This is a genomic window from Sphingobium limneticum, from assembly GCF_008710155.1.
GTDB lineage: Bacteria > Pseudomonadota > Alphaproteobacteria > Sphingomonadales > Sphingomonadaceae > Sphingobium > Sphingobium limneticum.
In genome coordinates, this window is sequence record NZ_VYPZ01000016.1 from 40,814 (window position 1) to 53,857 (window position 13,044).

11 protein-coding genes are annotated in these 13,044 nt (G+C 63.3%); 4 read left to right on the top strand and 7 right to left on the bottom strand.

The window, feature by feature from the left end; translation table 11 throughout:
* The first annotated feature begins 22 nt into the window (after positions 1 to 22).
* The 3 genes from F4U94_RS16800 to F4U94_RS16810 are packed head-to-tail and all read left to right on the top strand — an operon-like array spanning position 23 to position 7,207.
* A complete protein-coding gene (locus F4U94_RS16800; protein WP_150412027.1) occupies positions 23 to 3,541 on the top strand; it encodes a protein NO VEIN domain-containing protein in 3,519 nt (1,172 codons plus the stop codon).
* Positions 3,538 to 6,840, top strand: a complete 3,303-nt coding sequence (locus F4U94_RS16805) for an ATP-binding protein (protein ID WP_249042069.1) — start codon at positions 3,538 to 3,540, stop codon at positions 6,838 to 6,840. Before F4U94_RS16800 ends, F4U94_RS16805 begins: the two co-directional genes overlap by 4 nt.
* Positions 6,806 to 7,207, top strand: coding sequence for a hypothetical protein (locus tag F4U94_RS16810; RefSeq protein WP_249042070.1), 402 nt, complete (start codon positions 6,806 to 6,808; stop codon positions 7,205 to 7,207). Before F4U94_RS16805 ends, F4U94_RS16810 begins: the two co-directional genes overlap by 35 nt.
* 6 nt (positions 7,208 to 7,213) lie before the next feature.
* Here F4U94_RS16810 and F4U94_RS24425 read toward each other — a convergent pair whose 3' ends face one another.
* On the bottom strand, positions 7,214 to 7,375 hold the full coding sequence (locus tag F4U94_RS24425; RefSeq protein WP_170271950.1) for a hypothetical protein: 162 nt from the start codon (positions 7,373 to 7,375) through the stop codon (positions 7,214 to 7,216).
* 24 nt (positions 7,376 to 7,399) lie between these two features.
* Here F4U94_RS24425 and F4U94_RS16815 point away from each other — a divergent pair, with 24 nt between their 5' ends.
* The gene (locus tag F4U94_RS16815; protein WP_249042071.1) at positions 7,400 to 8,242 is read left to right on the top strand and encodes a LysR family transcriptional regulator; all 843 of its coding nucleotides are present in this window, start codon (positions 7,400 to 7,402) and stop codon (positions 8,240 to 8,242) included.
* Here the strand turns inward: F4U94_RS16815 and F4U94_RS16820 are convergent.
* From F4U94_RS16820 to trbK-alt, 6 genes are read right to left on the bottom strand one after another with little or no spacing between them, the layout of a single operon-like run.
* The gene (locus F4U94_RS16820; RefSeq protein WP_150412029.1) at positions 8,209 to 8,457 is read right to left on the bottom strand and encodes a DUF2274 domain-containing protein; all 249 of its coding nucleotides are present in this window, start codon (positions 8,455 to 8,457) and stop codon (positions 8,209 to 8,211) included. The two genes, F4U94_RS16815 and F4U94_RS16820, sit on opposite strands and share 34 nt — an antisense overlap.
* A gap of 4 nt (positions 8,458 to 8,461) precedes the next feature.
* On the bottom strand, positions 8,462 to 9,712 hold the full coding sequence (locus F4U94_RS16825) for a TraB/TrbI/VirB10 family type IV secretion system protein (protein ID WP_249042072.1): 1,251 nt from the start codon (positions 9,710 to 9,712) through the stop codon (positions 8,462 to 8,464).
* Positions 9,709 to 10,710 carry a P-type conjugative transfer protein TrbG gene (gene trbG, locus F4U94_RS16830; RefSeq protein ID WP_150412030.1) on the bottom strand — a complete coding sequence of 334 codons (1,002 nt, stop codon included), beginning with the start codon at positions 10,708 to 10,710 and terminating at the stop codon, positions 9,709 to 9,711. Before trbG ends, F4U94_RS16825 begins: the two co-directional genes overlap by 4 nt.
* Positions 10,710 to 11,393 carry a conjugal transfer protein TrbF gene (trbF, locus tag F4U94_RS16835; RefSeq protein WP_428842952.1) on the bottom strand — a complete coding sequence of 228 codons (684 nt, stop codon included), beginning with the start codon at positions 11,391 to 11,393 and terminating at the stop codon, positions 10,710 to 10,712. The genes trbG and trbF overlap by 1 nt, the downstream gene beginning before the upstream one ends.
* Entirely contained in the window at positions 11,393 to 12,691 is a 1,299-nt protein-coding gene (gene trbL / locus F4U94_RS16840; RefSeq protein ID WP_011157780.1) for a P-type conjugative transfer protein TrbL, read from the bottom strand. Before trbL ends, trbF begins: the two co-directional genes overlap by 1 nt.
* A complete protein-coding gene (gene trbK-alt / locus F4U94_RS16845; RefSeq protein ID WP_011157781.1) occupies positions 12,691 to 13,038 on the bottom strand; it encodes a putative entry exclusion protein TrbK-alt in 348 nt (115 codons plus the stop codon). The genes trbL and trbK-alt overlap by 1 nt, the downstream gene beginning before the upstream one ends.
* Positions 13,039 to 13,044: the final 6 nt, after the last annotated feature.

Sequence of the window (13,044 nt, forward strand, 5' to 3'; positions counted from 1 at the left end):
GTCGGGGTCAGTAAGGGTAGATATGGCAAGGCTTGAAGAGATTCGGAATGGCGCGTCGGTGCGCGGCATCGCCTCACCCCAGGCGGCCCAGATCCTGTCTGTCGACTGGATCGGCGATCAGGCGATCAACGTCGTCTACCGCGATCTGAACGGTGCCGTTGCCGAAGCCGTGCTCTATCGCGACGACGAGTACCGGCTCGAAGTCGAGGTCAACGGGCGGCCTTGGTCTTTCGACGGCGATGGTGCGCTGCTTCGACTGGTGACCGAGGCCAACCGGATCAAGCTCGCCCATTTTTTTGATCCCTATCTGGCCATCCACACGAGTCTGGTCGATCCGCTGCCGCACCAGATCTCGGCCGTCTATGGCGAGATGCTGCCGCGCCAGCCACTACGCTTCCTGCTGGCCGACGATCCCGGGGCGGGCAAGACGATCATGGCCGGCCTGCTGATCAAGGAGTTGATCGCGCGCAGTGATCTCGAGCGCTGTCTTGTGGTGGCGCCGGGCAGCCTGGTGGAGCAATGGCAGGACGAGCTGGGTCAGAAGTTCAATCTCGAATTCGACATCCTGACCCGGGACATGATCGAGACGTCACGGTCAGGTAATCCGTTCGAGGACCGCAACCGGCTGATCGTTCGCCTCGATGTCCTGGCGCGGAACGAGGAGTTGCAGGAAAAGCTGGCGAGCGCCCGCGAGTGGGACCTTATCATCTGCGATGAAGCGCATCGCATGTCGGCGACCTATTTCGGCGGCGACGTTAAATACACCAAACGCTATCAGGTTGGTCAGAAGCTCGGCGAAGCGTGTCGCCACCTACTGCTGATGTCGGCCACGCCGCACAACGGCAAGGAGGAGGATTTTCAGCTTTTCATGGCGCTCCTCGACGGGGACCGTTTTGAGGGACGCTTCCGCGACGGCGTTCACTACGCCGACACCGCCGACATGATGCGCCGCCTCACCAAGGAGGAATTGCTCCGCTTCGACGGTCGACCGCTGTTTCCGGAACGCCGGGCGTACACTGTCAAATATCAGCTCTCCGAGCTGGAGGCGGCGCTCTACACCGCCGTCACCGAGTATGTGCGTACCGAGATGAATCGGGTGCAGCGCTTCGCCGAAGGAGACGGAAAGAAGCGCAACAATGTCGGCTTCGCCCTGCAGATTCTCCAGCGGCGCCTCGCCTCATCACCAGCGGCGATCTACCAGTCGCTCAAGCGCCGGCGCGAGCGGCTTGAAAACGAACTCGGGGAGGCTCGGCTTGCCGCCAAGGGCCGCCGTGCGGGCTTTGCCGCGCCGGACGTCAATGCCGACATCCTCAAGAATATCGAGGAATATGGCCAGGACGAGATTGACGACCTCGAAGACCTGATCGCGACTGGCGCGACGACCGCGGAGACGGTCGAGCAGCTCGCGCTCGAAGTTGAGACGCTCAAAGGCCTGGAGACCATGGCGCTAGGGGTCCTGCGTTCTGGCCTCGACGCCAAGTGGACGCAGCTCAATCGTATCCTCGACGATGACCTCATGGTCGATGCCGACGGCAATCGTCGCAAGCTGATCATCTTCACCGAGCCGAAGGACACGCTCCATTACTTGGTCGACAAGGTCCGCGCTCGGCTCGGCAATCCTGATGCGGTCGATGTGATCCATGGCGGCGTGTCGCGGGAAGAGCGGCGCAAGGTCATCGAGCGGTTCATGCAGGACCGCGACATGCTGGTGCTGATTGCCAACGACGCAGCCGGCGAAGGTGTGAACCTTCAGCGCGGCCACCTGATGGTCAACTACGACCTGCCCTGGAATCCCAACAAGATCGAACAGCGTTTCGGCCGCATCCACCGGATCGGCCAGACCGAAGTCTGCCACCTGTGGAACCTCGTCGCGGCCGATACCCGCGAAGGCGAGGTATACGCTCGGCTTCTCGAGAAGCTCGAGGCGGCGCGGGAAGCCTTGGGCGGCCGGGTCTATGATGTCCTGGGCGAACTTTTCGAGGGTGTCGCGCTCAAGGATCTCCTGTTTCAGGCCATCCAGTATGGCGAGCAGGAGGACGTCAAAGCCAGGCTATTCCGCCAGGTCGATGGCGCGGTCGATCAAGGGCACCTGCTTGAGTTGCTCCAGCGGCGTGCGCTGACGAACGACACCATGCCCGAGGCCAAGGTCGAGGAGCTGCGGCTGGAGATGGAGCGCGCCGAGGCTCAGCGGCTGCAACCGCACCATGTCCAAAGCTTCTTCGTTGAAGCTTTCCAGCATTTGGGCGGCAAGATGAAGCGCCGGGAAGAGGGGCGTTGGGAGATCACTCATGTCCCGGTCCGGATCCGCGAGCGGGATCGCCAGATCGGCACCGGCGCGCCGATCCAGAAGAAGTATGAGCGCATCTGTTTCGAAAAGGGCCGGATCAACCAGCAACCGGTCGCGACATTTGTGTGCCCGGGTCATCCGTTGCTCGAAGCGGTGATCAGCATCGTGCGCGAGCAATATGAGCAGATCATGCGTCAGGGCGCGATCTTGGTCGACGACCTTGATGCTGGGACTGACCTGTCTGCGGTCTTCCTTCTTGAGCACAGCATTCAAGATGGCCTGGCGACCAGCGCGGGCAAGCCGCATGTGGTGTCGCAGAAGCTTCAATTCGCCTCGATCAACAAGGCGGGGGAGGCCGTCAACGCCGGTATCGCGCCGCACCTCAACCTGCGCCCTGCCACCCCTGAGGAGATCGCCAGCGTGCAGGACGTCCTCCTTGAGGACTGGCTGACGACTGAGCTGGAAAAAACGGCCGTGCGGTTCGCCACTGTCGAGCTGGCGCAGGCGCATGTGGCCGAGATCAAGGCGCGCCGCTTGCCCGAGATCGAGAAGGTCGAGCGCGAAGTGCGCGCCCGCCTCAAGAAGGAGATCAACTACTGGGACTCGCGCGCGTTTGAACTGAAGGAAGAAGAGAAGGCGGGTAAGAAGACGCGCTTGAGCTGGCAAAACGCCCAGCGGCGCGCTGAAGACCTAGCCGAGCGCCAGAAGCGTCGCATGGATCAGCTCGAACAAGAGCGGTTCATATCATCGCAGCCCCCGAGGGTTCGGGGCGGGATGGTTGTCGTCCCGCGCGGCCTTCTCGACGCTCGCGGCATTCCGGGTGCCACTCCTGCCGAGGGAGCGCCACCCCCGTTCTCGGCCGACGCTGACGCGCGCCGCGCTATCGAGCTGGCTGCAATGGACGCGGTCATTGCGACGGAGCGGGCACTCGGCAATGTGCCCAGCGACGTGTCGGCGCAGAAAATCGGGTACGATATCGCGTCCTATGACCCACGCACCAAGCACTTGCGGTTTATCGAGGTAAAGGGGCGGGTTCACGGCGCGGACACCGTGATGATCACCCGCCAGGAGGTGATCACTTCGCTTCATGAACCGGACAAGTACATCCTCGCCATCGTACAGGTCGAAGATGGTACTGCGCGCGACCCGCGTTATGTCCATGGGGCGCTTTCAGATCACGAGCCGTCCTTCGAGCATACCGCCATCCAGTTCCATCTGGCGCGTTTGCTGGAGCGGGCGGAGGCGCCCCAATGATCTCGGAACGCAAGGGCGCGGCCAGGTCCGCCGCGCCACCGGGCTATTTTCAGCCGATCAAGGACCGCGCAGCCAAACGATGGGACCAGCTTGAAGCGGATCCCGAACTGGCTGGCCCATGGCATCAGCTTTTCAAACAGGTGCAGAGCCCGCGTCATATCCTCTCGGAGCTGCTGCAGAACGCGGACGATGCCGGCGCCAGTGAGGCGCGGGTCTCGATCGAGAATGATCGCTTTATTTTTCAGCACAATGGCGAGGATTTCATCGAGGCCCACTTCGCTTCGATTTGCCGCTTTGGCTATTCCAACAAGCGAGCGCTGCACACGATCGGTTTTCGCGGAATAGGCTTCAAAAGCACCTTCAGTCTCGGCGACAGGGTCGAGCTTTACACCCCGACCCTGGCCGTCGCGTTCGAGCGCGACCGGTTCACCGAGCCGCATTGGGTCGATGAGCAAGAACTGTCCTTGGGTGGAACGCGTGTCGAGGTCGCGATCGCCAACGCCTTTTTGCGGCGTGATGTCGAGAAGAACCTGGAGGAATGGCTGAAAAGCCCGGTGTCGCTGCTGTTCTTCAAGAATATTCGCCGGCTTCAGATTGGTGACAAGGCCGTCCAGTGGGATAGCTTTGGACCAGGCCCCATCCCCAGTAGCGAGTGGATGGCGCTCGATGCGAAGGCTGACGAGCCATTTTTGCTCGTTCGCTCGGATGAGGAGGCCTTCCCGGCCGAGGCGCTCGAGGAAATCCGCCAGGAGCGAATGCTGGGGGCCGAGGATGGCGGGGATTTTCCCCCGTGCCGGATCGAAATCGTCCTCGGCGCCAAGGGCAGGCTGTATGTCGTGTTGCCAACCGGCGTGGAGACGACGCTCCCATTCGCCTGCAACGCGCCGTTTATCCAGGATCCGGCGCGCCTGAAGATCAAGGATCCAGAAACTTCGCCGACCAACCGTTGGCTGCTCAAGCGCGCCGGTGAACTGGCGGGCCGGGCGATGATGCAGTGGCTTGAGCAGACCACCACCAGCCCGCTGGATCGCGCGACAGCCTATGGGCTGATGCCGGACGTGGATCGCGAAGCAGCCACCCTCGAAGGCTCATGTGGAGCGATTGTCGAGCTGGCTTTTGACGAAGTCGTGGCGGAGCAACCGATCCTGTTGACGGAAGACGGCCAACTCTTGCCTGCCAAGAGCGCGATCGTCATGCCCTTGCCGATCTTTGAGATATGGCCTGCCGACCAAGCGATGGCATTACTCGACAAGAAGTCGAGGCCGGCGCTTTGCCGTCACGTCTCAGCCAAGGATCGCACAAAGCTTGTAAACTGGGGCTTGGTCGATGCTTTCGCGAAAGCTGACCTGCTCGACCGCCTGCGGACGAACCATCTGCCCCGCCCGGCGACCTGGCGTAATTTGCTGAACCTGTGGTCCTACATCGCTCCTGACGTCACCGGTTATCAGTGCCGGGATGCCGATCGCCTCAGGATCGTTCCCGTCCAGGGTAAGGAGGTCCTCTATTCGGCATCCGAGGTTGTCCGGCTTGGTGAGAAGAAGCTTCTTCAGTCTGACGACGACTGGGAGTTCCTCGCCGCGCATTTGATTGTCCTGAACCAGAATTGGACGCGTTTTCTCGCCGATCAGCGCCGTGACAAGGGCGATGGCGCAGGCACAAGCTCCGACGTCGTGGAAACGGCGTTTGCCGTTCTCGCGAAGATCGGCCTTTCCGACACCAGCGATGTTAACGCTGTCGTCGAAAGAGTGGCCGCCGACTACTTCAATACCGGTCAGCCCAAGATGACCGAGTGCGTACAGATCGCCCAGATTGCGGCCAAGCTGGGTGCGACGGCGGGGGCATCCTTTCGATACGCCTGCGCAGATCGGAAGCTTCGTCCTATAGCCAAGACGGTCCTCATCGATGATGATGGCACGCTCGAAGATCTGCTTCCGGAGGCTGTCCAGGAAACCCAGCTTCTGCACCCCGACTACATGTCGAGCTTCACCTCCTGCACGCGGGAAGACTGGCAGCGTTGGGTCGGTTCAGGTCGCTCTGGCCTCCAGACATTCGCGCCTTTTGTGGCCAGGCGGGGATCGATTTACTCGCGCTCGCGGCATCTGGCGGAAGCCCAGGCCAGGGGCCTGAAGAGTGCGCTGTATTATCCCTACGTCACGGACAATTTTGTCATCGAAGATTGGGATTTCGAGGCGTCGTACTGGAAGCATTGGGAGGCGTCGGCCACCACGGATCCGGGCGTCTGGGCCAAGGTGGCCGCCCGCATCCTTGGCCAACGCGAAGGATATTGGTCGCGGTGCTCCAGCGCCCGTATTCTGCAGGTGGCCACCACTGGCAGCACGCGATCGCTGACATCCGACCCACTGCTGTCCGAATGGCTGCTCAAACTTCGTGACAAGCCGTGCCTCCCAGATACCCGCAATGTGGTCCAGGTTCCGTCCGAGCTGCTGCGCCGCACGTCCGAGACAGAGTCGCTCATCGACGTCGAGCCGTTCGTTCATGGTCTGCTCGATCGAGAATCAACACGCCCCCTCTTGGATTTGCTTGGTGTTCGGCGATCGCCGACCGGGCCTGCCAGGCTACTCGACCGGCTGCGCGCGCTTGCCAAATCCACCAAGCCGCCGGTTCAGGAGGTCGAGAAATGGTATCGGCGATTGGACCAGATGCTGGACACCTGCTCGACCGCTGACGCCCAGAATATCAGGGAGGTATTCAAGGCCGAGAAGCTGATCCTGTCGCAAGATGGCGCTTGGGTGACTACACCTTCGGTGTTCCTCACCGGTGATGAAGAGGATGTCCCTGGCGCAGCATTGATCCGTGGGTCGGTCGCCGATCTCACGCTCTGGCATCGGATCGGCGTAGCAGATCGTCCGTTCGTGGATCTCGCGATGCAGTGGCTCGCGACTCTGCCATCGGGCGTCGTGCTGTCAGCGGAGGACGGCCGTCGGGTGAGGACGCTGCTGGTTCGATACCCGATCCGCATCTGGGAGGAGTGCGGGCACTGGGTGAACTTGATGGGGGAGTGGGCGCCGGTTGAAACGCTGACCTACGCGCTCAGTATGCAGACGCTGATACGGTGGAGCCATCTCCACGACTGGGTCAAACGAAAGACCGCGGACCTCCAGCGGCTGCCGGCCGAACTCGTTCAGGCGCCGCCGTTTTCAGGATTGCCCGCGCTTTCGGCCGTTTGCGAAGAGCGCTTCAACCAATCTCCGCTTTTCCCCGGACTCGAGGATCGCGATCGAGCGCGCCACCAACGCCGCCGTTGTGATCGACAGCGACAGTGTCATCATCAAACCTGACATCGTTGAAGCGCATCGTCCGGCGCCGGTGCAGCCCGGCCCGCCCCCCGTTGCAGGCGCTCCCGCCAGTCCAGAAGGTGTGCCCCCGGCCGCTGGTCCTTCGGATGGAACGCCGGATGCCCCGGCACCGGAGCGTAAGCCGACCCGGTTTTTCGGGACCGTCATGATCTCGGCCGAGCGACCGGCGCGCGAAATCCATCAGATCGTTGAAGCGATCGTGGAGCAACTCACGACGATCCCGGGCAGCGAAGTGACGCTGAAGCTGGAGATTGATGCGGAGGTGCCGGGAGGCCTCGATCGGGCAAAAGTCCGCACGCTCATCGAGAACGCTAACACTTTGGGGTTCATCGACAAAAGTATCGAGTAAAGGTCATCAACCCTTAAGCATCGCAAAATTATCGTGCTGATAATTGGCGTGTATGAGTAAGCTGGCGATGTCGATCTTGGGTATCAAATGACGGCTGGCGTAAAACCCAGTCGCCGCCTTGGCCTCGATCTGGCGTCCATTCGCTTGGCGCTTTCCATTGCCGAACATCGAAGTCTTCGCCGCGCCGCCTCCGTGATCGGCATCAGCGAGTCGGCACTGAGCCACCGGCTGCGCACACTCGAAGACGTTCTCACCGTGTCGTTGTTCCACCGCTCTTCGGAGGGTGTGGAGCCGACCCAAGCGGGCCTGATCTTTTTCGACCAGGCCCGTGAGGCGCTGCGCGTGCTGGATCTCGCGGTCGCCAATGCCGGGGCCATCAGCCGCGGTGTCGCCGGCCGGTTGACGCTCGGCCTCTATACTTCGCTCTCGACGGGACGCCTGCGCGACGCGCTTGCCGCCTACACAGCGGAACATCCCGAGGTCGATCTCCAGATCGTGGAGGGGGATCGATCGCAGATGGTTGAGGGCATAAGTTCGCGGGCAATCGACATGGCCGTGCTGCTGGGCGCGCCCGACGACAAATTCGGCGAACCAATGCCGCTATGGCGCGAGCGTCTCCACGTCGTCCTGATCGCAGATCATCCCTTGGCCACGAGCGCCGACATTGCGTGGGCTGATGTCGAAGGCGAGGATTTTCTTGTATCTGCGCGGGGGGCCGGACCCGAGGCCCTCCAGCTATTGGCGGCGAGGCTTGCTGGCCCAGGTCGGAGCCTCGCTACCCGGTCCCATTTTATCAGCAGGGAGACGGCGCTATCCATGGTGGGCATGGGCCTCGGCATCACCTTGATGATCGAATCCGATCTGGGGCGGCTGCCTGAAGGTGTGGTGGCGGTGCCGCTCGCCAGCGAGGCGGACGACGCCCTGGTGCCGCTGACGGCGTACCGTGATCCAGGAAACGATAACCCACCGCTGCGGCGGTTCTGGTCGTTCCTCAAGAGCGGCTATGTCGAGCCGTCGCCGTCGCCCGAGGGCTGAGCCTTAGCCCGACGGGCTTTGGCGAAAGCGCGATCCGAAGCCATGAACCGCGCTAGCATTGGCGCGATCAACTTGGTCGGCTCGGTCTTCGTGCCGGTCTCCCGCGCCAAGACGTCGGCATAGGCAGCCAGGTCACGGTGAATTGCAGCGGGCAGATCGATCGTCAGACGAACCGGGCGATCATCAACCAGCGCGCCGAGTTTGAGCATTGTCATCGGTTCAGCCTCTATAGGGTTCGAGGACGAGATCGCGGGTGACGATCACGCGGACCGGGAAGCCAGGGCGGATGGTGATGGTGGGCTGGATATTCAGCGAGCGGCCGACAATCTGCCGTCCTGTCTGGCTGATGCTGTCGGATCCGCCACGCCGTATCGCCTGAAGCAGGTCGCTCTCATCGGAGGATGTGCCTGCTTCCGACCCGACGCTCAGCAGGGTGGACAGCATCGCGGCGCGGAAAAGTTGCCCCCAATGATTGTCCACCTTGTCTTCAAGTCCGGCATAGCCGGAGGCGTCGGCACCGGGCTGACGCTCCAGGATGATCGAGCGGCCGTTGGGGAGGATCAGGCGGTTCCAGACCAGAAGTGCTCGGGATTGGCCGAAACTGACCTGTGCGTCGTACTGTCCAATCAGCCGGGCACCTTGGGGGATGAGTAAGATGCGCCCGGTGGGGCCATCGTAGACATTCTCGGTGACTTGCGCGGTGATCTGGCCGGGCAGGTCCGAGCGCAGGCCCGTCACCATCGCTGCGGCAATCACAGCGCCCGCTTGGACGGTATAGGGACTCGCCGGGGCCTGAAGCGTTTCGGTACTGATCGTGCGCCGGTCAGTGGGACCGCCCAAGAATGCCGACCTCCGATCGCCTTCGCTTGGCGGCGGTGTCGGTTGACCGCTTCCGGCCGCGAGGGCGCCGAGTTGCGGCGACGCCGCTCCCGGCATCTCGAGCCCACCGGCTGAGGGACCGCCGCCGGGCGTGCGGGATTCCCCCGCGAACAGTCGACTGGCGCGAGCGGCCTCGCGTTCCTGAGCGATCCGCTGACGCTCCTGCGCAACGCGCTGGGCTTCCGGATCCGGCGCGGTCGCGGTCGCGGGTGCCGGAGCGCCCGGGATAGGACCGGGCTGGATGCCGTTGTTGAGCATGGGGCGTCCGAGATCGCCGGGGAGCGGCGGCCCGAGCGGCGGCACTTCACGAGGCACCCCGGCATAGGATGTAGGCAGCCGCGACAGGCCGTCGGCCGTGGTCCTGTTGTCGGTGTTATAAAGCTCGGCGGTCGTTGTCGGTCGGCTGGATTGCAGCGCCCATATCAACGATCCGCCGATGGCGACGGCCGAAACGCCCGCGATGAGGCCGAGCACTTTTCGCGACAGGCGGACGACCTTGGGCCGGTCGGGCCGAAGACGCAGCTCAGCGGCGATTTCGCGCTCTGGCCGAGGAGGATCGTCCGGCGTTTGCTCAGGAACGGGGCCGGTCACGATGCCGGCCTCGCGTCAATGCGAACGATACGGACGCGCCGTTGGCGATCTCCGCCCAGGCGAAGCTCAGCGCCGCCAAAGAGACGGTCAATGACCATGTAGCGGCCGCGCACACGGTAGTTCACCAGTTCGGCATCGCCCTGCGCGCCGATGATCCAGAGCGGGGGCATCTCGCCCTGCGCAATGCCGGTCGGAAACTCGATGAAGACCTGCCGCCCGTCGTCGAAGGCTCTAACCGGTCGCCAGGCCGGATTGTCGCCTTCGATCCGGTAGCGAAAGTTCAGCGACTCCAGCGCCGGCAACGGCGAGGTCGCTGCCGTCTCCGCGGCCTGCGCTTGTGAGTTCTGGCGGCGTAGGGCGATGAGCTGGTCTTGCGGATAAGACCAGGAAACACTGGCCATGTAGGTGCGCTCGGCCGCCCGCAGTTCGAGATGATACGTCCGGCGATCGGTATTGATCACCAAGTTGGTCTGAAGATCGGCGCGCGTCGGCTTGACAAGGATATGGATCCTTCGGGTCGGCCCGCTGCCGCTTTCCGTATCACCGATGATCCAGCGCACCGTGTCACCGGCGGCCACAGGTCCTGTGCCAACCAGTTGCTCACCCGCTTCAAGGGCGATGTCGGTCACCTGGCCCGGCGCTGTGTACACTTGGTACAGCGCGCCATCCGAATAGGGATAGAACTGAACGGCGTTGAAATAGCCGGATCGGCTTGGCTGAATGCGGGCCGCGCCATTTGCGGCTTCGACCCGTGCGCGCGGGTCGGCCGGCTCCGGTGTCGGCGAGGAGGGCGGTGGAATGCGCTGAAGTTGGCCCGGCAGAGGCAAGGGCGTCGGAATCTGCACGATTTCAACCGGCTTGGGCGGCTCGACCTCGGGCGTCGCCGGCTGCGGGGCCGCGATAGGATCATAGGTGATCTCCGGCGGCTTCCAGGTATGCGAACAGGCCGCGAGCGATACCGACGCAAGCATGATGGTTGTAACGGGGATCAGTCGCATCAGCCGAGCTCCTTCGACCAATTGAGGGCATGGACGTACACACCGAGCGGATTCTTGCGCAGGCGCTCGACGTCACGAGGGGTTTGGATTGTGATGGTCAGGATGGCCGTCCAGCGCTCGGTGGCCGCGAGCGCCCCATCGACGTATCGCCGCTCGACCCAAGCAACGCGAAAGCTCCCCGGTGACGCTCGGATGACGCTGGAGACATCGACCGCGACCTGTTCCCGGCCGACCTTGGCAAACGGGTCGTTGACCCGGGCATAGTCGTTAAGCGCCAGCGCGCCTTGGTCGGTCGTATAGTCGTAGGCGCGTAGCCAGTTCTGGCGCAGCACGATCGGGTCCGCCGGGATTGAGCGGGTTTCCTCGATAAAGCGGGCGAGATGCCAAGCGATCTGAGGATCGGTCGGCCGATAGCCGGTCTCTGCTGGCGAGATCGCTTGGGCTTGCCCGAGCCGGTCAACCTGCACGACCCACGGCACGACCGTTCCAGACATGGCTTGCCAAACGACGGCAGCGGACAGGCCGGCAGACAGGAACAGCGAGCCGAACGCCATTAGTCGCCAGTTGCGAGCCTGGATGCGCGCAGACCCGATGCGGTCATCCCAAGCCTGAGCGGCACGTTGATAAGGGGTCTCGGGTTCGGGCGTCCGGCCGTAACGGCTGGACGGTCGTTTGAAGAACATCATTCACCCTCTCGAATGCTGACAGAAGAGCCCGCGCCGCCTCCATCGCCGGCACGGACGGCATGGATGGCGGTCTGGATGCCGTGCGCGGCTGATTGGCGTCGACGCATCGATTTGGCCCAGGCGGGCTCCCCGGAGGCGGAGCCCGCATCGTTGGCCGGGCTGGCGTCGGTCCCTCCGGTGACTTTGCCGCCCATGGCTTCGAACGCCGCCCGGCCACCGGCTTGGTAGCGCTGCCCCATCTCAGCGGCTGCTCTGCGGAGCGGCGAGGCCGCTGCGGAAGCCCCGGCTTGCGCGACGCCGGATAGTCCGCCCGCAACGCTGCCCCCTTTTGCGGCGCTTCCAAGTTGATAGGCCGTCGAAGCGCCGCCAGCGACACTGGCTCCGCCCCGCACGGCCGCCATCGCCGCACCGCCCGCCATGCGCGCGCCGGCTGCGCCAGCAAGGAGCGCGCCGCCGGCAGCCAGTCCAGTGCCAACGGCTGCCCCGGCGCCAAGCTGCGGGCCGCCCGAGACGATGCCATTGGCGATCGAGGGGCCAAAAATGCCAAGGCCGAGCAGCGACAGCGCAGCAAGCACCAGCGCCATCGCGTCTTCGATTGTGGGCTGGGCCTGAAAACCTTGCGTGAACTCGCCGAACAACGTCGATCCGATGCCGACCACAACGGCGAGCACCAGCACCTTCACGCCTGAACTGATCACGAGACCAAGCACTCGTTCAGCCATGAACGCGGTCTTGTTGAACAGGCCAAAGGGCACGAGCACGAAGCCGCATAAGGTCGCGAGCTTGAACTCGATCAAGCTGATGAAGAGCTGGATGGCGAGGATGAAGAAAGACAGCAGCACGATCGCCCAGGCCAGCAGCAGGACGACGATCTGGATGAAATTCTCGAAGAAGCTGATGTAGCCCATCAGCCCGGAGATGGACTCCAGGATGGGCCTGCCGGCATCGAAGCCGACTTGGGCAACGCGACCGGGGCGAAGAAACTCCGCAGCCGTCAGCCCTGTGCCCGATGCCTTCAGCCCAAGCCCCGCAAAGCTTTCAAAGACGATGCGGGCCAGCGTGTTCCAGTTGCCGATAATGAAGGCGAACGCACCCACGAAAAGGGTCTTCTTGACCAGGCGAGCGAGGATATCCTCGTCTGCACCCCAGGCCCAAAACAGCGCAGCGAGCGTTACGTCGATGACGATAAGGGTTGAGGCCAACCACGCGACTTCGCCCTGAAGCAAGCCAAAGCCGCTATCGATATAGCGGGTAAAGACTTCCAGAAAGCGGTCGATGACCCCGGTGCCCTGCATCAGCGTTGCTCCTGTCGGCTAATCGGAGCGCCGGCATGTTCGTTGACGGCTGGCGCCTGCGTGTTGGGGGCGCCGAGAAACCGGCGGCGATTTTCAGACCACGCCCGTTTGCAGCCTGGATCATCGATCGCGGGCGAACCCAGGTCGTTGCAGCGGACCAGTTCGGCTTCGAGCGGATCGCGCGCGATCGTCGTGGCGGGGCTTCTTTCGGCCGGCCTGTCGGAGCGTGCCGCCGTCGTGAACCACACCGCGATCGCGACGATCACCGCCGCGACAGTGCCGACGACGAGGATCCGACCAGGCTTTGGTCGCTGGAGCCTGTCGGCGAGCAATCCAGGCCAGCGCATCGGCCC